Raw genomic sequence first — 22,256 nt, 5'->3', positions numbered from 1 at the left:
GCGGAGCGCACGGCCCCCTGTCCGGCGCTTCGCAGCAGTCACCCGATCAGCCGATCACAGCGGAGCCCGCGGGCCCCCAGCCGACCAGCGTGGAGCCGGTGGACCACACGCCCAGCAGGTCGCCGGGCAGGTCGACGCGCCAGTCCTCGCCGCCGTCGGCGAACCGGTACGCGACGAGCTCGCCGACACCCGGCCAGTCGTCCTGGCTCACCTCCCCCGTGGAGTCGGGGCGCTCCTGCGCGCTGAGCAGGTGCCGCCCGTCGGTGACGAGCGCGCCCATCGTCCGGCCGGCGGGGGTCGACGCCCGCCAGAGCTCCTCCCCCGTGCGCGCGTCGACCGCGACCAGGCCGACGTCCGTGCTCAGGTACACCCGCCCGCGCACGACGAGCGCGTTACCGGCGACCGCGTGCGAGATCGACCAACGCGGGGTGGACCGGCCGCGGTCGTACGCGCGCACCGTCGTGTCGGACATGAGGACCAGCCCCGGCACGCTGCCGTCGTCGGCGGACAGCGTCACCCGGTTGCCCGTCAGCATGACGTCCGGGCCGCCGCTCAGGAACGTGGTGCGCTGGAGGCCGTCGGGCGCGAACGACAGAGCCGCGACGCTGCGGGTGGCCGCGTCGACCTCGAACCCGGAGCGGGCGTCGATGCCCGAGCGAACCACGACCCCGGCGGGGTCCAGCAGGGTCATCCGGCCCGGGGACTGGACCACGCCCATCCCCTCGGCCATGCCGAACAGCGAGGTCCTCCCGTCGACGTACAGGTCGTCGTCCGCATCCCGGGGTGGAGCGGGCAGGGTCGTCCGCCACGCCTGCTCGCCGGCGATCGGGTCGGACGCGGTCACCACGAGCCCGCCGTCCCCCGCGGGGACCCCCACGACGGCCAGGCCGGGGAGGGCCGTGAAGGCCACGGCACCCGGCGCGGGGTGGTCGCCCAGCACCGCCCCGTCGCCGGTGTCGACCAGGACGAGCCGGCTGAGCGTGCCGACGACCGTCCGGACGGACAGCTCGCCGTACTCCAGGTACGTGTCGCTGACCAGGCAGAGCACACGACGGGGCACCTCCGGGACCGCGACGCAGCCACCGACCCCGCTCCCGCCGCCACCCGCCGGGTCGACCGGCGTCGCGGGGGCCACCGGCGTGGTCCACCGCCGGTCGCCGGTCAGTGGGTCGACCGCGACGACCGCCTGCGACCCGTCGGGGGCGTGTGCGAGACCGACCATCGCACCGGCCGCCTCGATCCCCGACCACAGCACCGAGTCGGTCCCGTCCTGCGGGATCCACAGCACGCGCAGGTCCCGGTCCACGGGTCGGACGACGCCGGGCACGGCGGCCAGCTCCGCGAGACGCGCCCGCTCGCGCGCGTCGGTGACGGCCTGCGCCCCGGCCAGCGCCAGCACGAGGGCGACGGGCACGGCGACCCACCGCCACGACGGCCGCCACCGGACGGCCGGGGGTGTCGACGGCACGTCCTCGAGCCCGTCGTGCTCGACGAGCTCGACCGCCAGCATCTGCGCGCGCCGGGACATGAGGGCACCGTACCCACGCCCAGGGCTGATCAGCCCTTGAGGCGGCGGATCTCCGCGGCGGCCTGCGGAACGACCGTGAACAGGTCGCCGACGACGCCGAAGTCCGCGATCTCGAAGATCGGCGCGTCGGGGTCGGAGTTGATGGCGACGATGGTGCCGGACGCCTGCATGCCGCCGCGGTGGTGCACGGCGCCGGAGACGCCGACCCCGATGTACACGCGGGGCGCGATGGTCACGCCGGTCTGGCCGATCTGCGCGTCGTGCCCGATCCAGCCCTCGTCCGTGGCCACGCGCGTGGCGCCGACCGCGCCGCCGAGCACGTCGGCCAGCTCCTCGACCACCGAGAAGTCGCCCTCGGTGCCGCGGCCGCCGGCCACCACGATGCTCGCGCTGCCGAGGTCCGGCCGCCCGCTCGCGGGGCGCTCGGTGCGCTCGACCAGCGTCACGCGCCGCGCCTTGTCGCTCACGGCGACCGCGTGCTCGCCGATCTGCGGCGACGAGGCGCCCTCGGCCTGCGACGGCTGCACGGAGTTGGGCTTCAGGGCGACGATGGCCAGCGGCGCCGTGACCGCGCACGTCGTGGTCCAGGTGCCGGCGAAGACCGTCTTGGAGGCCACGTACCGGCCGTCGACGAGCGCGAGGCCGTCCGCGTCGGTGACGACGCCCGCCCCGGTGCTCACGGCGAGGCGCGCGGCTGCCTCCTTGTTCTCGAACGACGAGACGAGCAGAAGAAGCCCGGCGCCGGTCGCGTCGAGCAGCGACGCGAGCGCTTCGGCCAGCACCGCCGACAGGTGCAGGTCCGCGTCGGCGACCACCCGGTGCACGTGCGTCGCCCCGAGTGCGCCGAGCTCGGCGACCACCTCGGCGGACGGCTCCGCGCCGTCGACGGCCCAGGCGGCGTGCACGCCGGCGTCGCCGGCCAGTCCGCGCGCGAGCGTGAGCAGCTCGCGCACGGGGGCGCGGACGGCCCCGGCCTCGGTGTGGTCGACGAGCACGAGCACGGGTGCGGTCACAGCGGCGGTCCTCTGTTCTTCTTCGAGCCTGGTCAGACGAGCTGGTTGTCGACGAGGTACGCCGCGAGCCGGACCCCGGCGTCGCCCGTGTCCTGGACCAGCACGCGGTTGTCGCGGGGCGGGCGAGCGGCGGCCTCGAGCACCTCGGTGCGGGCACCCAGGGCGCCGACGCGGGACGCGTCGACCTCCAGGTCCGCCAGCGTCAGGGTGGTGATCGGCTTCTTGCGGGCCGCCATGATGCCCTTGAAGTTGGGGTAGCGCGGCTCGTTGGCCTGGTCCGTCACGGACACGAGCGCCGGGAGGGTGGCCTCGAGCACCTCGGACGCGTGGTCGAGGTTGCGCCGGACGCGGACGGTGCCCTCGTCGACGGTCAGCTCCGCGGCGAGCGGGAGGGCGGGCAGGTCGAGCAGCTCGGCGAGCGCCGTCGGCAGCAGGGAGGTCAGCCCGTCCAGGCCGGCCATGCCGGTGATCACCAGGTCGACGTGCTCCTGGGCGTCCAGGTGCCGGATCGCAGCGGCGAGCACGCGGGCGGTGCCGATGACGTCCGAGCCGGCGATCGCGTCGTCGACCACGTGGACCGCCTCGTCGGCACCCAGCTGGAGGCCGCGGCGGACCGCGTCGGCGGCGTCGGCCGGACCCACGGTCAGCGCCACCACCGAACCGTCCGACGCCTCTACCAGGGCGAGCGCCGCCTCGACGGCGTTCTCGTCCAGCTCGTTGATCGTGCCGTCCCCGCCGTCGCGGACCACGCGACCGTCGGGGCCCAGGGCCCGCTCGGACTGGATGTCAGGGACATGCTTCACGCAGACGACGATCCTCACCCGCGGAACGTTACCGTCCGCCCACGTGACCACGGACACCGCGTCCAGGGGCGAAGACACCCGACACGTGTGGGGTTGTGTCCCGCACAATGTCCGGGTGACCCCGCCCTCCCCGCGCCGCCGAGCGCCCCGCCTCGGTGTGCACGCCACCGACGAGGGCATCGACGTCGCCGTCTACGCGGCTCACGCCACGGGCGTCGAGCTCTGCCTCTTCGACGGTCCGGCGGAGCGACGCGTCCCCCTCGACGGTCCGGTGCACGGCGTGTTCAGCGCCTCGGTCCCCGGCGTCCGCGCCGGTCAGCGGTACGGGTTCCGCGCGCACGGACCGTGGGAGCCCGCCGCGGGGCTGCGCTACAACCCGGCCAAGCTGCTGGTCGACCCCTACGCCCGCGGGCTCTTGGGCGAGGTCGCGCACACGCCGCAGACGTACGGCCACGTCGTCGGCCCCGACCTGGCGGGCGACCCGTACGGCCCGGCGGACCCCCGCGACTCGGTCGGCCACGTGCCGTACTCGGTGGTCGTCGACACGCGTGACCTGCCAGGCCCGGACCCGACGACCAACCGCCCGTGGACCCCGTGGTCGCACACCGTGGTCTACGAGGCCCACGTCCGCGGGCTGACCCTGCTGGACGACCGGATGCCCGAGGAGCTGCGCGGCACCTACGCGGGCCTGGCGCACCCGGCGGTCGTCGACCACCTGCTCGGCCTCGGGGTCACCGCGATCGAGCTGCTCCCGGTGCACGCGTTCTCCTCCGAGCCGCACCTGATCGAGAAGGGCCTGACCAACTACTGGGGCTACAGCACGCTCGGCTTCTTCGCCCCGCACCCGGCCTTCGCGACGGCCGCCGCGCAGGCTGCCGGCCCGGCGGCCGTGCTCGCCGAGCTGCGCGGCGCGGTGCACGCGCTGCACGAGGCGGGTCTGGAGGTGCTGCTCGACGTCGTCTACAACCACACCTGCGAGGGCGGCCTGCCCGGCCAGCACCTGTCGTGGCGCGGTCTCGACAACGCCACGTACTACGCGCACGACGGCGGGGCGCCCGCCGCGCTCGCGGACGTCACCGGCACGGGGAACTCCCTCGACTTCCGCCGGTCCGAGGTGGTCCGCATGACGATGGACTCGCTGCGGTACTGGGCGGACGTCGTCGGCGTGGACGGGTTCAGGTTCGACCTGGCCGTGACGCTCGGCCGCGACCCGTCCGGCTTCTCGCCCGACCACGCCGCGCTCGTCGCGATGGCCACCGAGCCGTCCCTGCACGGGCTCAAGCTGATCGCGGAGCCCTGGGACGTCGGACCCGGCGGGTGGCGCACGGGTCAGTTCCCCCTCCCGTTCGCGGAGTGGAACGACCGCTTCCGCAACGCCGCCCGGTCGTTCTGGCTGGCCGACCCCGGCCGCGCCGCGCACGGTCTGCCCGGGCACCGCGTCCGCGACCTGGCCACCCGCCTGTCGGGGTCCGTGGACCTGTTCGGCCACAGCGACCCCCCGCTGGTGCGGGGGCCCGGCGCGTCGGTCAACTACATCACCGCCCACGACGGCTTCACGCTCGCCGACCTGGTGGCCTACGACCACAAGCACAACGCGGCCAACGGCGAGCAGAACCGGGACGGCAGCGACGACAACCGCTCCTGGAACCACGGCATCGAGGGCCACGTGGGGCCGGACTCTCCCGCGGTCGACATCGTGCCCCTGCGGCGGCGCTCGATCCGCAACCTGTTCGCCACGCTCGTGCTCGCGGCGGGCACGCCGATGATCACCGCCGGCGACGAGATGGGCCGCTCGCAGCAGGGCAACAACAACGCCTACTGCCAGGACACCGAGATCTCCTGGGTGCACTGGGACCTGAGCCCGTGGCGCAAGGACATGCTGGCCACCGCGCGCTGGCTGCTCCTGCTGCGCCGCGAGCACCCGGCCCTGCGCACCGAGGAGTTCTACTCGGGTCGCCCGGCGGTGCCGGGACGCCGCCCCGACCTCGCGTGGTTCGACTCGTTCGGCCTGCCGTTCGACCACGACCGCTGGCACGACCCCTCCATCCGCACGCTCCAGATGGTGCGCACCGCGCCGCTGCCCGAGCGGGACACCGTGCTGCTGGTGATCAACGGGTCGCTCGACGCCGTGCACCTGATCCTGGCCGACGACCACGGCGGCCGCTGGCGCCTGGCGTGGGACTCGGTCTGGGAGAACCCCGCGGAGGAGCGTGCGGCGGCCATCGAGGGCAGCCTGCACGCGGAGCCCGGCGAGGCCACGGTCGTCGAGGCGCTCAGCCTGCGGGTGTACGTGCTCGTTCAGCCCTGACGGCCCGGGCGGACCATCGCGGTCTCGTCCGGCGCGGTGAAGCCGTACCGCCGGTACAGGCCGTGTGCGTCGCCGGTGAACAGGGTCCAGCGGAAGTCCGCACCGGGACCCTCGTCGATCATGGTCTCGACGATCCGGCGGCCGAGCCCGGCTCCCCGGTGCGCGGGGTCGACGATGACGTCCGCGAGGTAGGCGAACGCGACGGCGTCGGACACCGCGCGGGCGAACCCGACGAGCTCGCCGGTGGACTCGACGTACGCGCCGACCACCCGCCACGCACCGTCGACCTGGCGCTCCACGTCGTCGCGGCTGCGCCACCGGCCCCAGTAGGCCTCGGTGGACAGCAGGCGCCAGACCGCCTCCCGGTCCACGCGGTCGACGTCGTCGCTCAGCACATAGGTCACGGGACGGATCGTAGAGTTGCCCACCATGACGCACTCCGATGTCGTGGTCGTCGGCGCGGGCCTGGCCGGGCTCGTCGCCACCGCCGAGCTGGTCGCCGCCGGTCGCCGGGTCACCCTGCTGGACGCGGAACCTGCCGCGAGCCTGGGCGGCCAGGCGTTCTGGTCGTTCGGGGGCCTGTTCCTCGTCGACACCCCCGAGCAGCGCCGCCTCGGCGTCAAGGACTCCGCGGACCTGGCGCTCGCCGACTGGCTCGGCTCGGCGGCCTTCGCGGACGACGGCTCCGACCGGTGGGGCCGCGCGTGGGCCGAGGGCTTCGTCGACTTCGCCGCCGGTGACCTGCGGTCGTGGCTGCACGGCATGGGCGTGCGCTGGTTCCCGCTGGTGCAGTGGACCGAGCGCGGCGGGTACCTGGCCGACGGCCACGGCAACTCGGTCCCGCGGTTCCACGTCACGTGGGGCACCGGTCCGGGCATCCTCGAGCCGTTCGTCCGCGCGCTGCTCGACGCCCGCCGCGACGGCCTGGTGGACGTGCGGTTCCGGCACAGGGTGACCGACCTGGTGACGACGGACGGTCGGGTCACCGGCGTGCGGGGCGACGTGCTCGTGGCGGACACCGTGGCGCGCGCCGTGCCCAGCTCCCGCGAGGTCGCGACACCGTTCGAGATCTCCGCGAGCGCGGTCGTCGTCGCCACCGGGGGAATCGGCGCCAACCACGACCTGGTCCGCTCGACGTGGCCGGCGTCGGCCGGCCGGCTGCCCGCGCGGATGCTCGCCGGGGTTCCGGACCACGTGGACGGCTCCGGCATCGCCGCCGCCAAGGCGTCCGGTGCGGCCGTCGTGCACGAGGACCGCATGTGGCACTACCCCGAGGGCATCACCAACCACTCGCCGGTGTGGTCGCGGCACGGCATCCGGATCCTCGCCGGACCGAGCAGCCTGTGGCTCGACGCCGACGGGCACCGGCTGCCCGCACCGCTGTTCCCCGGCTTCGACTCGCTCGGCGCGCTGCAGCACGTCACCGAGCGCGGCGACGACCACTCGTGGTTCGTGCTGGACAAGACGATCCTCGGCTCGGAGTTCGCGCTCTCCGGCTCGGAGCAGAACCCGGACCTGACCGGCAAGGACGTCAGGCTGCTGCTGGAGCGCGTCAGGCCGGGCGCGGTCGGGCCGGTCGAGGCGTTCGCGGAGAACTCCGACGAGTTCCTCTGGGCGGACACGCCCGCCGAGCTGGCGGCCAAGATGAACGCACTGTCCGGTACCGACCGGATCGACGCCGCCGCCCTGGAGCGGACGATCGTCGCCCGGGACCGGCAGGTGGAGACCGGCCTGGGCAAGGACGCCCAGGTGGTGGCCACCGCGATGGCCCGGCGGTACGTCGTCGACAAGGTCATCCGGGTGGCCAAGCCGCACCGGCTGCTCGACCCGCAGCACGGACCGCTGCTCGCCGTGCGGCTCTCGGTGCTCACCCGCAAGACCCTCGGCGGCCTGCACACCGACCTCGAGGGCCGCGTCCTGCGCCCCGACGGCGAGGTTCTGCCGGGGCTGTGGGCGGCCGGCGAGGCCGCGGGGTTCGGCGGCGGTGGCGTGCACGGGCACCGCGCGCTGGAGGGGACCTTCCTCGGCGGCTGCCTGTTCACGGGTCGCACGGTGGGCAGGGCGCTCGGCGCCTGACCGGCGCTCCGGATGCCTGCTACCAGGACCAACGGATAGGTTCGGCAGTGTGACGATCAGCCCCGTGCCCTTGGGCACCTCCGTCGGCCGCATCCCCGTCGTCGATGTCTCTCCTGTGGCGGAAGCCGGACGGTTCCCGGCCAAGGCCGTCGTCGGTGAAGCAGTCCCGGTGCGGGCGACCGTGTTCCGCGAGGGGCACGACGCCGTGGGCGCCACGGCGGTGCTCACCGATCCCACCGGAGTCGACCGCGCGAGCGCGCGGATGGTCGACATCGCGCCCGGCCTGGACCGGTTCGAGGCCCGCCTCGTCCCGACGAGCACCGGCGACTGGACGTTCCGCGTCGAGGGCTGGTCGGACCCGTACGGCACCTGGGTGCACGACGCGACGATCAAGGTCGAGGCCGGGGTGGACGTCGAGCTGATGCTCGCCGAGGGCGCGCTGCTGCTCGAGCGCGCCGCGGCCCGCACCGGGGCGGACGCGATGCCCCGCGCGGCGGCCCGCGCGCTCACCGACGCGGTGATGGGGCTGCGCGACGTCCGCGACGCCCCGCGCGAGCGCCTCTCGGCCGGGCTGTCGGCGCAGGTGCACGCGGCCCTGGCCGCCCACCCGCTGCGGGACTCCGTCACCCGGTCGGCCGCGTACCCGCTGACGGTCGACCGCCCGCTCGCCCTCGCCGGGTCCTGGTACGAGCTCTTCCCCCGCTCGCAGGGCGCCCAATACGACCCGGAGATCGGCCAGTGGCACTCCGGGACCCTGCGCACCGCCGCCCTCGACCTGCCGCGCATCGCCGGGATGGGCTTCGACGTGGTCTACCTGACGCCCGTGCACCCGATCGGCGCGACGTACCGCAAGGGCCCCAACAACTCGCTGTTCGCCGACCTGGGCGACCCGGGCTCGCCGTACGCCATCGGCTCCCCCGCCGGCGGGCACGACGCCATCGAGCCCTCGCTCGGCACCTTCGACGACTTCGACGACTTCGTCGCCACCGCCCGCGGCCTCGGGATGGAGGTGGCGCTGGACATCGCGCTCCAGTGCTCCCCCGACCACCCGTGGGTGACCGCGCACCCGGAGTGGTTCACCACGCGCGCCGACGGCACGATCGCGTACGCGGAGAACCCCCCGAAGAAGTACCAGGACATCTACCCCCTGAACTTCGACAACGACCCCGAGGGCATCTACACCGAGATCCGCCGGGTCCTCCAGGTCTGGATCGACCACGGCGTCACGCTGTTCCGCGTCGACAACCCGCACACCAAGCCGCTCGACTTCTGGGCGCGGATCCTCCAGTCCGTGCGGGCCGACCACCCCGAGGTCATCTTCCTGTCCGAGGCGTTCACGCGGCCGGCCATGATGCAGACGCTCGCCAAGATCGGGTTCCACCAGTCGTACACGTACTTCACCTGGCGGAACACGAAGGACGAGATCACCGAGTACCTGGCGGAGGTCTCGGGCGAGCAGGGCGCGTGGATGCGGCCCAGCTTCTGGCCGACTACGCACGACATCCTGCCGCCGTACCTCCAGGCCACGGGCGTGCGCGGGTTCGCCGTCCGGGCCGTGCTGGCCGCCCTGGGCGCGCCGACGTGGGGCATCTACGCCGGCTACGAGCTGGTGGAGGACGTGCCGCGGCCCGGGGTCGACGAGCAGATCGACAACGAGAAGTACGAGTTCAAGCCGCGTGACTGGTCGAAGGCCGACGCCATCGGCATCAACCTGCTCCTGGGCCGCCTGAACGAGCTGCGGCACACCCACCCCGCCCTGCAGCAGCTGCGGAACCTGCGGGTGCTCCCGACGTCCGACGACGCCCTCGTCGCCTTCTCCAAGCACCTCGACGCCGAGCACTCGCCGACCGGCCGGGCGGACACGATCGTCGTCATCGTCAACCTCGACCCGTGGAACGCCCGGGAGGGCACGGTGCAGCTCGACCTGCACGCGTACGGGCTCGACCCGAACCGGCCCGTGGTCGCGCACGACGTGCTCTCCGACGAGGCGTACGAGTGGGGCTCGTCGGTGTTCATCCGGCTCGACCCGATGATCCGGGCGGCCCACGTGGTGAACCTGGTGGCGCCGTGACCGAGACCCCCGCGGGCCGGCACGCCCGCGAGCCCGCGCCCACCACCGCCCAGATCGCACTGCCCGCCCGTCGCCAGCCCGCGATGCCGCACCCCGTCGAGGTCACGGGCGGCCTCACGGAGGACCGCGAGTGGTACCGGACCGCGGTGTTCTACGAGGTCATGCTCCGCACGTTCTCCGACTCGTCGGGTCAGGGCAGCGGCGACCTGCGCGGGCTCATCGACCGGCTGGACTATCTCCAGTGGCTCGGCATCGACTGCCTCTGGCTGCCGCCGTTCTACCCGAGCCCGTTGCGCGACGGCGGCTACGACGTGGCCGACTACACCGCGATCGCCGGCCAGTACGGGACCATGGCGGACTTCACCGAGCTCATCGAGCAGGTGCACGCCCGCGGCATGCGCATCGTCGTCGACCTGGTGATGAACCACACCAGCGACCAGCACCCGTGGTTCCAGGCCTCCCGCTCCGACCCCGACGGGCCGTACGGCGACTTCTACGTGTGGAGCGACGACAACACCAAGTACCCGGACGCGCGCATCATCTTCGTCGACACGGAGACGTCCAACTGGACGTTCGACCCCGTGCGGCGGCAGTTCTTCTGGCACCGGTTCTTCGGCCACCAGCCGGACCTGAACTTCGAGAACCCTCGGGTGGTCGAGGCGATGATGGACGTCGGCCGGTACTGGCTGGGCATCGGTGTGGACGGCTTCCGGCTGGACGCGGTGCCGTACCTGTTCGAGGCCGAGGGCACCAACTGCGAGAACCTCCCGGAGACGCACGCGTTCCTGCGCAAGGTCCGGGCGATGATCGACGAGGAGTTCCCGGGTCGGATCATGCTCGCCGAGGCCAACCAGTGGCCCGAGGACGTCGTGCACTACTTCGGCACCGAGGAGGAGCCGGAGTGCCACATGTGCTTCCACTTCCCGGTGATGCCCCGGATCTACTACTCGATCCGCGACCAGCGGGCGACGCAGATCATCGACATCCTGGCCGACACGCCTCCGATCCCGAACAACGGCGCCCAGTGGAGCACCTTCCTGCGCAACCACGACGAGCTCACCCTCGAGATGGTCTCCACCGAGGAGCGCGCGTCGATGTACGGCTGGTACGCGCCGGACTCCCGGATGCGCGCGAACGTCGGGATCCGGCGCCGGCTGGCCCCGCTGCTGGACAACTCCCGCAAGGAGATCGAGCTAGCGCACGCGCTGCTCCTGTCCCTGCCCGGCAGCCCGTGCCTGTACTACGGCGACGAGATCGGCATGGGCGACAACATCTGGCTGCCCGACCGCGACTCGGTGCGCACGCCCATGCAGTGGACTCCCGACCGCAACGCCGGCTTCTCCACGGCGGACCCCGGCAAGCTCTACCTGCCGCTCGTCCAGTCGCTGGTGCACCACTTCAGCCACACCAACGTCGAGGCCCAGCTGGCGCAGCCCACCTCGCTGCTGCACTGGGTGCACGGCATGCTCACCGTCCGGCGCCAGCACCCGGCCCTGGGCGCCGGCGACTTCGAGGTGCTGGCCTGCGACAACGACTCCGTGCTGGCGTTCTGCCGGCGGACCGCCGACGAGACGATCCTGGTGGTGGCCAACCTGGCGTCGACCGCCCGTGCGGCCACGGTGACCCTGAAGGACCGCGCGGGCTGGTCCGTGCACGACGTCTTCGGCGGGGCTCCGTTCGCCTCGATCCGGCCCGACGGCACCGCCTCCTTCACGCTCGGGTCGCGCGACTTCTACTGGCTGGAGCTGACCGCCCCGTGAGCCTGAGCGCCCGCACCTCCCCCGACGACGCACGCCTGCTCGACGTGCTGCGGGACTGGCTGCCCAGGCGCCGCTGGTTCCCCGCCAAGGGTCAGGCCGCGGAGCTGTCGCCAGTCGCGTCGTTCGCGCTCGCGCCGGACGTCACGATCCTGCTGGTCCGTGCCCGCGCGGGCTCCATCGACGTCGTCCTCCAGGTGCCGCTGGTCCTCACCGACGAGCCTTCCCCCGAGGCCCTCGGCACCCTCGACGGGCGGACGGTGCTGGACGGCGCCCACCACCCGGCGTTCCTGCGCGCGTGGCTCGCGGCCGCGGACGGTCCGGGCGCCGAGGTCGACGTGTCCGCGGCCCGGGTCGTCTCCGGCGAGCAGTCCAACACCTCGGTGATCCTGCCGGGCGCCCGGCCGGGCATCCTCAAGGTGCTGCGCGCCATCGCCCCGGGCGAGAACCCCGACGTCGACGTGCCCCGGCACCTGGTGGACGTCGGCTGGGCGAACGTGCCGGCGCCGCTGGCGTGGCTGCGGGCGGAGTGGCCGGGTCACGACGGCGACCCGGTGACCGGCTACCTCGGGGTGCTCGCCGCGTTCGTCGACGCCGCCGAGGACGGCTTCGAGCTGGCCTGCGCGTACGCGGGCCGCGCCGAGACGTTCGCACCGCTGGCCGCCGAGCTGGGCGCGATCACCGCCACCATGCACGTCGCCCTGGTCGAGGCGTACGGGGTCGCCCCGTCCGACGACGGCCCCGAGGAGGTCGCCCGCGCGGTCGCGGCCCGCTTCTCCTGGGCGCTGTCCGCGGTCCCGGTGCTGGCGCGGTTCGCCGACGGGGTCGCGGCCGTCGTCGCCGAGGTCCGGGCGCTGGCGTCGGCACCGCCGCGCCAGCGCGTGCACGGTGACCTGCACCTCGGGCAGGTGCTCCGGTCGCACGACACCTGGTTCATCATGGACTTCGAGGGCGAGCCCCTCGCCCCGCTCGCCCAGCGCACCCGGCCGGACCTGGCCCTGCGGGACGTCGCCGGGCTGCTGCGGTCGATCGACTACGCCGCGGCCGTCGGCGGGCTCACAGGCGCCGACGCAACGGCGTGGACGGCCGACGCCCGCGCCGGCCTGCTGCGCGGGTACGGGGGCGGGGACCAGACGCTCCTGCGGTCGCTGGAGCTCGACAAGACGCTCTACGAAGCGGTGTACGAGTCCCGCAACCGCCCGTCGTGGCTGCCCATCCCCCTCGCGGGGCTGGAGCGCCTGACCGGCTGATCAGCCCGCGGTGACCTCGAGCGGGAGCTCCAGCGGCATCCGCACGCCCGCCTGCCGCGGCGCCAGCTCGCTCTGGAGCACCAGCGCCGCCGCGCCGACCGCGGCGGCCTCGGGGGCGTTGGAGGAGATGATCACCCGCACGGGGTGGCTGCCGCGGGCGAAGAACGACTGGCCCAGCCGACGCTCGATCTCGGGCAGGTAGAGCGAGCCCGCGAGCGCGAACGCCGGCCCGGTGAGGATGACCAGCTCGAGGTCGAGCACGTTGGCCAGGGTCTGCGCGGCGACCCCGAGGTACCGCGCCGACCGCTGGAGCAGCTCCATCGGCAGCGCCTCACCGCGGCTGGCGGCGCGCGCGAGCGAGCCGAAGTTCTCCGCGACGTTCCGGCCCGCCAGCTCGATCCCCGCGTCCCGCGCCGCAGCGACCACGGCGGCGGGCCCGGCCAGCGCCTCGACGCACCCGCGGTTGCCGCACCAGCACTCGGGACCGTCGAGGTCGACGCAGATGTGCCCGACCTCCCCGGCGTTCGAGCTGGAGCCGCGGTACACCGTGCCGTCGACGAGGATCCCCGCGCCGATCCCGGTGCCCATGTAGAGCGCGGCGAACGCCGACCCGGTCGAGATGCCGCCCGACCAGTACTCGCCGATCGCCGCGGCGGTGGCGTCGTTGTCCAGCAGCACGGGCAGGCCGACGGCCTCCTCGAGCGCGGCGCCCAGCGGGAACTCGGTCCAGCGCTGCATCACGGGCGGGGTGAGGGTCATGCCGGTCGACGCGGAGATGGGACCGGGCGAGACGACGCCCAGCCCGAGGATGCGCGCCGGGTCGACGCCCACGCGCGTCACCGTGGTGCGGATCTCCGCGGCGATGCGGGCGACCACCTCGCGCGGGTCGTCCGAACCTGCACCCGGCCGGCGCCAGCGGGCGACGATCGCGCCGCCGAGGTTGGCGATGACGTAGGTGATGCCGGCGTGGTCCAGGTGCACCCCGATCGCGTACCGCGCCGACGGGTCCAGCTGGAGGAGCATGCGGGGCTTGCCGCCGGTGGACTCGGCGCGGCCGACCTCCAGCACGAGGCCGTCGTCGATCAGCCGCCGGACGACGGTGGAGATGGTGGCGGCGGTGAGGCCGGTCGCGCGCGTGAGCTCCACGCGGCTGATCGTGCCGGCGGCCCGGATGAGGTCGAGGATCGCCGACCGGCTGCTCGCGTGCGCGGCGCCGAGACCCGGCTGGGAGCCGCTCACCCGTCCTCCTCCGTGGGGTGTCCCCCTCGTCGCACACCATAACGATCCGGGAACGGACGACCGTGCCCACGACACGCCCGTTGACTTACTTTGTTCACTTGCCTAAGAATGCCACACGGAGCACAGCGGCTCGACCCCCGGGCCGCTCTGCCTCATCAGACCCCGGTCGGCACGCGGAGGTGCCGGCACGACGAGAGGATCAACGATGTTCCCTCAGAAGCGACGCACACGCCTCATGGCGATGGCGGCCGCCAGCTCGATCCTTGCCCTCACGGCCGCCTGTTCCGGCGGCGGGAGCGGCGACGACGAGGGCAACGACGACGGCACCCCCTCGGGGGCGCTCACCGTGCTGACGTGGCGTACCGACCTCGTCGAGGACGGCACGTTCGACGAGTACGTCGAGCAGTTCAAGGCCAAGTTCCCGGAGGTCACCGACGTCAAGGTCGAGGGCGTCAAGGACTACGAGGGCACCGTCAAGACCCGGATGAACACCGACGACTACGGCGACGTCCTGGCCATCCCCGGTTCGGTCACGCCGGACCAGCTGCCCGACTTCTTCGAGCCGCTCGGCGACCAGGCCGAGATGGAGAAGGAGTACCGCTGGCTCAACGACAAGTCGTTCGAGGGCAAGTCCTACGGCATCCCCGTCGTCGGCAACGTCCAGGGCGTCCTCTACAACAAGCGCGTGTGGGAGGAGGCCGGGATCACCGAGTTCCCGACCACCCCGCAGGAGTTCCTCGACGACCTCCAGGCCATCAAGGACAAGGGCACTGCGGTCGCCCCGCTGTACACCAACTACAAGGACTCCTGGGCACTCTCGCAGTGGGAGGGCTGGCGCGGGGCCGTCACGGCGAACCCGGACTACGTCAACGAGATGACGCAGACGGACACGCCGTGGACCGACGAGTCGGACTCGGGCGTCATCGACGGCACGATCTACGACGCCGTCGCGCAGGGCCTCACGGAGGCCGACCCGACCACCACGGACTGGGAGGGCTCCAAGCGCATGATCGGCGTCGGTGAGATCGCGACGATGGTGCTGGGCTCCTGGGCAATCCCGCAGATGGCTGCGGCCGCCGAGGCCGCGGGCGCGGACCCGGAGGACATCGCCTACATGCCCACCCCGGCGCAGGTCGACGGCAAGTTCCACACCGTGGCCGGCGGCGACTACAACCTGGGCATCAACGTGAACTCGAAGAACAAGGCGACCGCGCGTGCGTGGATCGACTGGTTCAACCACGACTCGGGCTTCTCCGAGGCGCAGGTCGGCCTCTCCCCGATGATCGACGGTGCCGTCCCGGCCGCGCTCGAGAGCTTCATGGCCGAGGTCGAGCTCATCACGATGAACCCCGCCCCCGAGGGCAAGGAGTCGCTGTTCGCGGACATCGACACCGCGTCGGGCATCGTGACCACCGACCCCAAGTACCGCCTCGGGATCATCGACGACGCCCGCTCCGGCGCCCGCACCAAGGAGCAGATCTTCGACGACCTGAACGCCAAGTGGGCCGAGGGGCGCGCCGACGCCGGCGCCTGAGGACACCATGACCACCGCATCCTCCAGCGTCACCGGCCAGGTCGCCGCGAACGCGGCGGAGCCTGACCTGGCCCGCCCCACCCGGAAGGTTCCGGGTGGGGCGGGCTCCCGCTCCGCGTGGTACCGCCGGCTCACGCCCTACCTGTTCCTGCTCGTCCCGATCGGGCTGCTGCTGCTCCTGACCTACACGCCCGTGGTCAACATGTTCTGGTACTCGGTCACCGACTGGGACGGGCTGGACAAGACCAAGAACTTCATCGGCCTCGACAACTACGTGGAGGTCTTCACCGACCCGGACAACCTGCGGGTCTTCTACGTCTCGCTGTTCTACATCGTGGGCTCGCTCGTGCAGATGGCGCTCGCGCTCTACTTCGCGACGATCCTGTCGTTCAAGGTCCGCTTCAAGAACATGTGGAAGGGCATCCTGTTCTTCCCGTACCTCATCAACGGCGTCGCCATCGGCCTGATCTTCCTCAACTTCCTCAAGCCGGGCGGCGGCCTCGACACGGTGCTGCTGAACACCGGCCTCGAGAGCCTCGTCCACCAGTGGACGGGTGACCCGGACGTCGCCAACTACTCGCTCGCCGCCGTCTCCGTCTGGCGGTACACGGGTCTGACGTTCGTGATGTTCCTGGGCGCGATCCAGTCCATCAACTCGGAGATCTACGAGGCGGCCGCCCTCGACGGCGCCAACCGCTGGCACGAGTTCTGGTCGATCATCCTGCCGTCGATCCGGCCCATCGTCGGCCTGGCCTTCATCCTCGGCATCTCCGGCTCGCTGTCGGTCTTCGAGATCCCGTTCGTCATGACCAACGGCGCCAACGGGACGGAGACGTTCGTCATCCGGACCGTGTGGATGGCGTTCCAGCGCAACATGGTCGGGCTCGCGTCCGCGATGGCCGTCGTGCTGCTGCTGTTCGTCCTGCTGGTCACCTGGCTCCAGCGCAAGCTCGTCCCCGAGGAGGAGGTGGACCTCACGTGAAGACCTTCGCCGCCGGGACGACCAAGTACGTCACGCTCGTCATCGCCTCGATCGCCACGCTCCTGCCGCTCGGGCTGATCCTGTTCGGGTCGTTCAAGACGAACCAGGAGTTCCTCTCGACCAACCCGTTCCAGCCGCCCGAGAACTGGCTCAACTTCGACAACTACGCGCTCGCGTTCACGCGGGGCGGCATGGCGCTGGCGTTCTTCAACACGGCGCTGATCTTCGTCGCCGCCATCATCGGCACCATCTTCATCGGCGCCGGGACGGCGTACGCGCTCGACCGGTTCCGGTTCCGGGGCCGCAGCACGGTCCTCGTCCTGTTCCTGCTGGCCACCCTGGTCCCCGGCGTCACCACGCAGGTGGCCACGTTCCAGATCATCAACGGCCTGGGGCTCTACGGGTCGCGCTGGGCGCTGATCCTGCTCTTCATGGGGACGGACATCGTCTCGATCTACATCTTCGTGCAGTTCATGCGCAGCATCCCGCGCTCGCTGGACGAGGCCGCGATGATCGAGGGCGCCGGCCACCTGCGGATCTTCTTCCAGATCATCCTGCCCAACCTCAAGCCGGCGATCGCCACCGTGGTGATCATCAAGGGCATCGGCATCTACAACGAGTTCTACCTGCCGTACCTCTACCTGAACGACCCGGACACGCTCCCGGTCTCCACAGCCCTCTTCGCGTTCAAGGGGCCGTACGGCTCGCAGTGGGAAGCCATCTGCGCGTGCGTGGTCATCACGATCATCCCGATCCTGCTGCTCTTCCTGTTCCTCCAGCGGTACATCTACAACGGGTTCACCTCGGGCGCGACGAAGTAGCCGACGGGGCGGCCGGTCCCGGCCGCCCCGTCGCGCGTCACACGCGCGTCGCCCGCACGAGCGCGATGCGCTCCGGCAGCTGGAGGGGCGCCTCGAGGCCCACCCCGGACAGCAACCGCCCGGGCAGCCGCACGCCCTCGGGGGTCCACCACGCAGGCGCGTGGTCGACCGCGTCACCCGGCGCCTGCGGGCGCACGTCGTACAGCGCGTCCGCGTCGAGGCCAGGGAGCGTCACGCGCGCCAGGGCGGTGTTCGTCGACCGACCCGTCATGGCGACCGCGTACAGCGCGTCCGCGCGGTCCTGCGCGACCACCCCGTGCACCGCCAGCACCGGGTCGACGACGTCCGCGTGCACGGACGTCCCCGAGTGCAGCAGCTGACGCACGTCCTTGTAGAGCGCGATCCACGACGCCAGGTCGGCGCGCTCGGCGTCGTCGGCCTCCTTCAGGTCCCACTCGATCCCGAGGTGCCCGAACAGCGCCGTCGCCGCCCGGAACGGCAGCTCGTGGCGCCGGCCGGTGCTGTGCGCGTGGCCCGACCCGATGTGCGCGCCGATCAGCTCCAGCGGGATCAGCAGGTTGGTCCAGCGCTGGATCTGCTGCCGCTCGAGCGCGTCGATGCAGTCGCTGGCCCAGACGCGGTCGGTCCGCTGGAGGATCTCGAGGTCCACCCGCGCGCCGCCGGACGAGCAGGACTCGATCTCGACACCCGGGTGCAGCGCCCGCAGCTCGTCGAGCAGCCGGTAGATCGCCACGGTCTGCCCGTGCACACCCGGGGCTCCCCCGTGGCCGGCGTCGACCAGGTCGCGGTTGTGGTCCCACTTGAGGTACCCGATCGGGTACTCGGTGAGCAGTGCGTCGAGCCGCTCGAGGATGTGCACGAAGGCCTCGGGGACGGCCAGGTCGAGCACCTGCTGGTGCCGCGCCTCCCTAGGCAGCCGCGACGGCACCTGCAGCATCCAGTCGGGGTGCGCGCGGGCCAGGTCGGAGTCGCGGTTGACCATCTCGGGCTCCACCCAGAGGCCGAACTGGAGCCCGAGCCCGGTGACGTGCTCGACCAGCGGGTGCAGGCCCTGCGGCCACACGTCCGCCGACACGTACCAGTCGCCCAGGGCTCGGGTGTCGTCGCGCCGGTCACCGAACCAGCCGTCGTCGAGCACGAACCGCTCCGCGCCCACGGCGGCCGCGGCGTCCGCGAGGGCGGTCAGCCGGCCGAGGTCGTGCTGGAAGTAGACCGCCTCCCAGGTGTTGAGCGTGACCGGCCGCGGCGAGCGCGGGTGCTGCGGGCGCGCGCGCATCCAGGCGTGGAACCGGCCGGAGAGTGCGTCGAGCCCGACGCCCCACGACCCGTAGACCCAGGGGCTGGTGTACGACTCCCCGCGGCCCAGGCGGACCTCCCCGGACCCGAGCAGCTCGCCGCCACCGAGCAGGCCGGAGTGGTAGTGGCTGCGCTCCGCGAGCGACCGGTGGTTGCCCGACCAGGCCGTGTGCACGCCCCACACCTCGCCCGTGCGGTTGGCGAAGCCGGGGGTGCCCGCGACCAGCACGAACGCGGAGTCGTACCCGGTGCGCCCGCGCCGGTTCTCCCGCAGGCGCGTGCCGTGCGTGAACGCGGTGCGCTGCGGGCTGCGTTCCCGTGCCCAGCGGCCCGAGAAGTCGAGCAGCTCGGTGGCCAGGGCCGGCACCGGGAGCGTCAGCAGGAGCCCGTCGAGCCCGTAGACGTCGTCCGCGTCGTTGGTGAGCACCGCCCGCTGGCGGACCAGGCCCTGCGCCGTCAGCTCGAGCACGAGCGTGAGCGTCAGCCGCGCGGCGTCGTCGGCCGCGTGCACCGTGAGTCGCTGCGTCCCGTCGTCCGCCGTCGACACGTCGTGGGTGCGCACGGCGAGCTGCGTCGAGAAGTCCTGCCCCTGCCGGCTCCCGACCAGACCAGGCGTGCCCAGGAAGCCGGCCGACTCCTGCGGCAGCACCGCGATCTCGACCTCGCCGTCGACGGGGAAGCCGTGCGGCACCGGTCGCCAGGCGCTCCGCGCGGCGTCCAGCGCGGCCGCGTCGAGGTCACCGAGGTCGCTCCCCCAGTGCAGGACCCGCGGCAGGGTGCCGCCGGTCAGGTCCACCACCACGCTCACGCCGGAGGCGCGCAGGTGGATCAGGTCGGCGGGCACGGTGCGTGTGGTGTCGTCGCTCACGGCGCCACGCTACCTGCGTCATTGACTTACTTTATTCAGTTGTCTAAGAATGACTCCAGGGTACTTGCCAGACGATCGGCCCCTCGCGTGGGGAGCCGACGACGTGCGTCGCGAGGATGCGGCGGACACGCGCCGGACCCCCGGACCCAGGAGCTCGACGATGCACACCCAGGACCTCTACGACGGCTGGACGCTGACCGCCGTCGCCGGCCCCGTCCCCGCCGATCTCGTCGGCCGCCGCGTTCGCGCCCGCGTCCCGGGCACCAGCCACACCGCCCTGCTGGAGGCGGGGCTGATCCCCGACCCGTACCTGGACCGCCACGAGGAGGAGCTCGCCTGGATGCGCCGCACGGACTGGGCTTACGAGCGCGACCTCGACCTCGCCCCGGCCGCACCCGACGAGCGCGTCGACCTCGTGTTCGACGGCATCGACACCGTCGCCACTGTCGCGTTCGACGGCCATGTGATCGGTCGCACCGCCAACCAGCACCGCTCCTACCGGTTCGACGTCCGCACCCTGCTCCGGCCCACCACCCAGCGGCTCACCGTCGTGCTCTCGTCGGCCCTCGTGCACGCGGAGGCGGAGGCGGCGCGCCTCGGTGCCCGCCCGCTGGCCTACGACCAGCCGTTCAACATGGTCCGCAAGATGGCCTGCTCGTTCGGCTGGGACTGGGGACCGGACCTCCAGACCGCGGGCCTGTGGCGACCGGTCCGGGTCGAGCGCTGGACGCGCGCGCGCCTGGCGGCCGTCCGCCCGCTCGTCACGGTCGACGCCACGGGCACCGGTCACGTCCAGGTGCACGTCGACGTCGAGCGCTCCGGCCTGCCCGCCGGCGACGGGCCGCTGACCGTCCGCGCGCACGTCGCCGGCGCGGACGTCACCGTCACCGTGCCGGGCACGCAGAGCGCCGCGGTCGTCGCGCTCGAGGTCCCGCACGCGCCGCTGTGGTGGCCGGTCGGCCACGGTGCCCAGCCGCTGGCGGAGCTCGTCGTCGCGCTCGCAGCCCCGGACGCCGACGAGCCGCTGGACACGTGGAGCCGACGGATCGGCTTCCGCACGGTGGAGCTGGACACCAGCGCGGACGAGGACGGCACCGCCTTCACGTTCCGGATCAACGGCCGCCCGATCTTCGTCAAGGGGGCCAACTGGATCCCCGACGACCACCTGCTCACCCGGATCACCCGCGAACGCCTGGCGCACCGGCTCGACCAGGCAGTGGACGCCAACCTGAACCTGCTGCGCATCTGGGGCGGCGGGATCTACGAGTCCGAGGACTTCTACGAGCTCTGCGACGAGCGCGGCCTGCTGGTGTGGCAGGACTTCCTGCTCGCCTGCGCGGCCTACCCCGAGGAGCAGCCGCTCTGGGACGAGCTCGAGGCGGAGGCCCGCGAGCACGTCGCCCGCCTGACCCCGCACCCGTCCCTCGTGCTCTGGAACGGGGGCAACGAGAACCTCTGGGGGTTCATGGACTGGCACTGGCAGGAGGTGCTCGACGGGCGCACCTGGGGGTTCCGCTACGCCACCGAGCTGCTCAAGAGCGTCGTCGCCGAGCTCGACCCCACCCGGCCCTACGCCGACGGCAGCCCGTACTCCCCCGGCTTCGCCCTCACGGACGTGCACCCCAACGACCCCGACCACGGCACCCACCACCAGTGGGAGGTGTGGAACCGCGTCGACTACCGCGTCTACGGCGACGAGGTCCCGCGGTTCTGCTCGGAGTTCGGGTTCCAGGGACCGCCCACGTGGGCCACCCTGACCCGCGCCGTGCACGCGGTCGACGGCGGCCCGCTGACCAAGGACGACCCCGCCTTCCTGCTGCACCAGAAGGCCGAGGACGGCAACGGCAAGCTCGACCGCGGCCTGGAGCCGCACCTGGGCGTGCCCGACGACTTCGCCGACTGGCACTGGGCGACCCAGCTCAACCAGGCGCGCGCCGTGCAGTTCGCCATCGAGCACTACCGCTCCTGGTGGCCCCGGACCGCAGGCGCGATCGTCTGGCAGCTCAACGACTGCTGGCCGGTGACCTCGTGGTCGGCGATCGACGGCGACGAGCGCCGCAAGCCCCTCTGGTACGCCCTGCGGTCGGCGTACGCCACCCGTCTGCTGACCGTGCAGCCCCGCGAGGGCCGTGAGGTCCTGGCCGTCGTCAACGAGACCCCCGTCATCTGGCAGGGCATCGTGCGGCTCTCCCGCCAGCGCCTCGACGGCACCGTGCTCGCGGAGGAGGACCTCGCGCTCGCCGTCGGGGCGTGGTCGGTGGGGCACTTCGCACTGCCGACGACGGTCGCGACACCCGACGACCCGGCGCGCGAGGTTCTCGTCGTGCGGCTCGGCTCGCTCCAGGCGGTCCACACGTGGGTCGAGGACGTCGACCTGGCGCTCGACCCGGCTCCGCTGCGCGCGTCGGTGACGCCGGTCCAGGACGGCTACCGGGTCGACGTCACGGCCACCTCGCTCGCGCGGGACGTCACGCTGCTCGTCGACCGCGTCGACCCCGACGCCATCGTCGACACCGCGCTGGTCGACATCCCCGCGGGCGGCACCGCGTCCTTCCTCGTGCGCACGCAGGGCCGGTTCGACTCCGCCGAGCTCACCCGGGCCCCCGTGCTCCGGTCCGCGAACGACGTGGTCGTGCCCCGGCTCGGCGCGCGTGACCTCACCCAGTCGCCGGCCTGACCCGGAGCCCAC

Annotated in this window: 15 protein-coding genes; 9 read left to right on the top strand and 6 right to left on the bottom strand. The window is 72.7% G+C overall.

The window, feature by feature from the left end; all coding sequences use genetic code 11:
- Nucleotides 1-46: 46 nt before the first annotated feature.
- The 3 genes from ACO06A_RS13895 to ACO06A_RS13885 are packed head-to-tail and all read right to left on the bottom strand — an operon-like array spanning nucleotide 47 to nucleotide 3,362.
- Nucleotides 47-1,528: a PQQ-binding-like beta-propeller repeat protein gene (locus tag ACO06A_RS13895; RefSeq protein WP_421732824.1), complete on the bottom strand. Its 1,482-nt coding sequence runs from the start codon at nucleotides 1,526-1,528 to the stop codon at nucleotides 47-49.
- Between the two features lie 29 nt (nucleotides 1,529-1,557).
- Entirely contained in the window at nucleotides 1,558-2,541 is a 984-nt protein-coding gene (locus tag ACO06A_RS13890; RefSeq protein WP_421732823.1) for an electron transfer flavoprotein subunit alpha/FixB family protein, read from the bottom strand.
- A gap of 32 nt (nucleotides 2,542-2,573) precedes the next feature.
- Nucleotides 2,574-3,362, bottom strand: a complete 789-nt coding sequence (locus tag ACO06A_RS13885; protein WP_421732822.1) for an electron transfer flavoprotein subunit beta/FixA family protein — start codon at nucleotides 3,360-3,362, stop codon at nucleotides 2,574-2,576.
- 97 nt (nucleotides 3,363-3,459) lie between these two features.
- Between ACO06A_RS13885 and glgX the strand changes: the two genes are divergently transcribed.
- A complete protein-coding gene (glgX, locus tag ACO06A_RS13880; RefSeq protein WP_421732821.1) occupies nucleotides 3,460-5,652 on the top strand; it encodes a glycogen debranching protein GlgX in 2,193 nt (730 codons plus the stop codon).
- Here glgX and ACO06A_RS13875 read toward each other — a convergent pair.
- Nucleotides 5,643-6,056: a GNAT family N-acetyltransferase gene (locus ACO06A_RS13875; RefSeq protein ID WP_421732820.1), complete on the bottom strand. Its 414-nt coding sequence runs from the start codon at nucleotides 6,054-6,056 to the stop codon at nucleotides 5,643-5,645. The two genes, glgX and ACO06A_RS13875, sit on opposite strands and share 10 nt — an antisense overlap.
- Before the next feature lie 25 nt (nucleotides 6,057-6,081).
- Between ACO06A_RS13875 and ACO06A_RS13870 the strand changes: the two genes are divergently transcribed.
- From ACO06A_RS13870 to ACO06A_RS13855, 4 genes are all read left to right on the top strand, one after another.
- A complete protein-coding gene (locus ACO06A_RS13870; RefSeq protein ID WP_421732819.1) occupies nucleotides 6,082-7,728 on the top strand; it encodes an FAD-binding dehydrogenase in 1,647 nt (548 codons plus the stop codon).
- A gap of 49 nt (nucleotides 7,729-7,777) precedes the next feature.
- On the top strand, nucleotides 7,778-9,799 hold the full coding sequence (locus ACO06A_RS13865; protein WP_421732817.1) for an alpha-1,4-glucan--maltose-1-phosphate maltosyltransferase: 2,022 nt from the start codon (nucleotides 7,778-7,780) through the stop codon (nucleotides 9,797-9,799).
- Nucleotides 9,800-9,882: 83 nt separating this feature from the next.
- Nucleotides 9,883-11,559 (top strand): maltose alpha-D-glucosyltransferase, encoded by a 1,677-nt coding sequence (gene treS / locus ACO06A_RS13860; protein ID WP_421736068.1) that lies wholly within the window; start codon nucleotides 9,883-9,885, stop codon nucleotides 11,557-11,559.
- Nucleotides 11,556-12,806 (top strand): maltokinase N-terminal cap-like domain-containing protein, encoded by a 1,251-nt coding sequence (locus tag ACO06A_RS13855; RefSeq protein ID WP_421732815.1) that lies wholly within the window; start codon nucleotides 11,556-11,558, stop codon nucleotides 12,804-12,806. The genes treS and ACO06A_RS13855 overlap by 4 nt, the downstream gene beginning before the upstream one ends.
- Here ACO06A_RS13855 and ACO06A_RS13850 read toward each other — a convergent pair whose 3' ends face one another.
- A complete protein-coding gene (locus ACO06A_RS13850) occupies nucleotides 12,807-14,045 on the bottom strand; it encodes an ROK family protein (protein ID WP_421732814.1) in 1,239 nt (412 codons plus the stop codon).
- Nucleotides 14,046-14,250: 205 nt separating this feature from the next.
- Here ACO06A_RS13850 and ACO06A_RS13845 point away from each other — a divergent pair, with 205 nt between their 5' ends.
- From ACO06A_RS13845 to ACO06A_RS13835, 3 genes are read left to right on the top strand one after another with little or no spacing between them, the layout of a single operon-like run.
- Nucleotides 14,251-15,579 (top strand): ABC transporter substrate-binding protein, encoded by a 1,329-nt coding sequence (locus tag ACO06A_RS13845; protein ID WP_421732813.1) that lies wholly within the window; start codon nucleotides 14,251-14,253, stop codon nucleotides 15,577-15,579.
- A gap of 7 nt (nucleotides 15,580-15,586) precedes the next feature.
- Nucleotides 15,587-16,561 (top strand): carbohydrate ABC transporter permease, encoded by a 975-nt coding sequence (locus ACO06A_RS13840; protein ID WP_421732812.1) that lies wholly within the window; start codon nucleotides 15,587-15,589, stop codon nucleotides 16,559-16,561.
- Nucleotides 16,558-17,382, top strand: coding sequence for a carbohydrate ABC transporter permease (locus tag ACO06A_RS13835; protein ID WP_421732811.1), 825 nt, complete (start codon nucleotides 16,558-16,560; stop codon nucleotides 17,380-17,382). Before ACO06A_RS13840 ends, ACO06A_RS13835 begins: the two co-directional genes overlap by 4 nt.
- 37 nt (nucleotides 17,383-17,419) lie before the next feature.
- On the opposite strand, the gene ACO06A_RS13830 is transcribed toward ACO06A_RS13835, so the two are convergent.
- On the bottom strand, nucleotides 17,420-19,567 hold the full coding sequence (locus ACO06A_RS13830) for an alpha-galactosidase (RefSeq protein ID WP_421732810.1): 2,148 nt from the start codon (nucleotides 19,565-19,567) through the stop codon (nucleotides 17,420-17,422).
- Between the two features lie 160 nt (nucleotides 19,568-19,727).
- On the opposite strand from ACO06A_RS13830, the gene ACO06A_RS13825 reads away from it, so the two are divergent.
- Nucleotides 19,728-22,244, top strand: a complete 2,517-nt coding sequence (locus ACO06A_RS13825) for a glycoside hydrolase family 2 protein (protein WP_421732809.1) — start codon at nucleotides 19,728-19,730, stop codon at nucleotides 22,242-22,244.
- Nucleotides 22,245-22,256 lie beyond the last annotated feature (12 nt).

The organism is Cellulomonas sp. (genome assembly GCF_965229465.1).
Taxonomy (GTDB): domain Bacteria; phylum Actinomycetota; class Actinomycetes; order Actinomycetales; family Cellulomonadaceae; genus Cellulomonas.
The sequence above is the reverse complement of the archived record's forward strand: the minus strand, read 5'-3'. Positions and strand labels throughout refer to the sequence as shown.

Excerpts from the sequence above, each read along its gene's own strand:
- ACO06A_RS13840 (WP_421732812.1), top strand. The coding sequence starts at position 15,587 with ATGACCACCGCATCCTCCAGCGTCACCGGCCAGGTCGCCGCGAACGCG.
- ACO06A_RS13825 (WP_421732809.1), top strand. The coding sequence starts at position 19,728 with ATGCACACCCAGGACCTCTACGACGGCTGGACGCTGACCGCCGTCGCC.
- ACO06A_RS13870 (WP_421732819.1), top strand. The coding sequence starts at position 6,082 with ATGACGCACTCCGATGTCGTGGTCGTCGGCGCGGGCCTGGCCGGGCTC.
- treS (WP_421736068.1), top strand. The coding sequence starts at position 9,883 with ATGCCGCACCCCGTCGAGGTCACGGGCGGCCTCACGGAGGACCGCGAG.
- ACO06A_RS13895 (WP_421732824.1), bottom strand. The coding sequence starts at position 1,528 with ATGTCCCGGCGCGCGCAGATGCTGGCGGTCGAGCTCGTCGAGCACGAC.
- ACO06A_RS13845 (WP_421732813.1), top strand. The coding sequence starts at position 14,251 with ATGTTCCCTCAGAAGCGACGCACACGCCTCATGGCGATGGCGGCCGCC.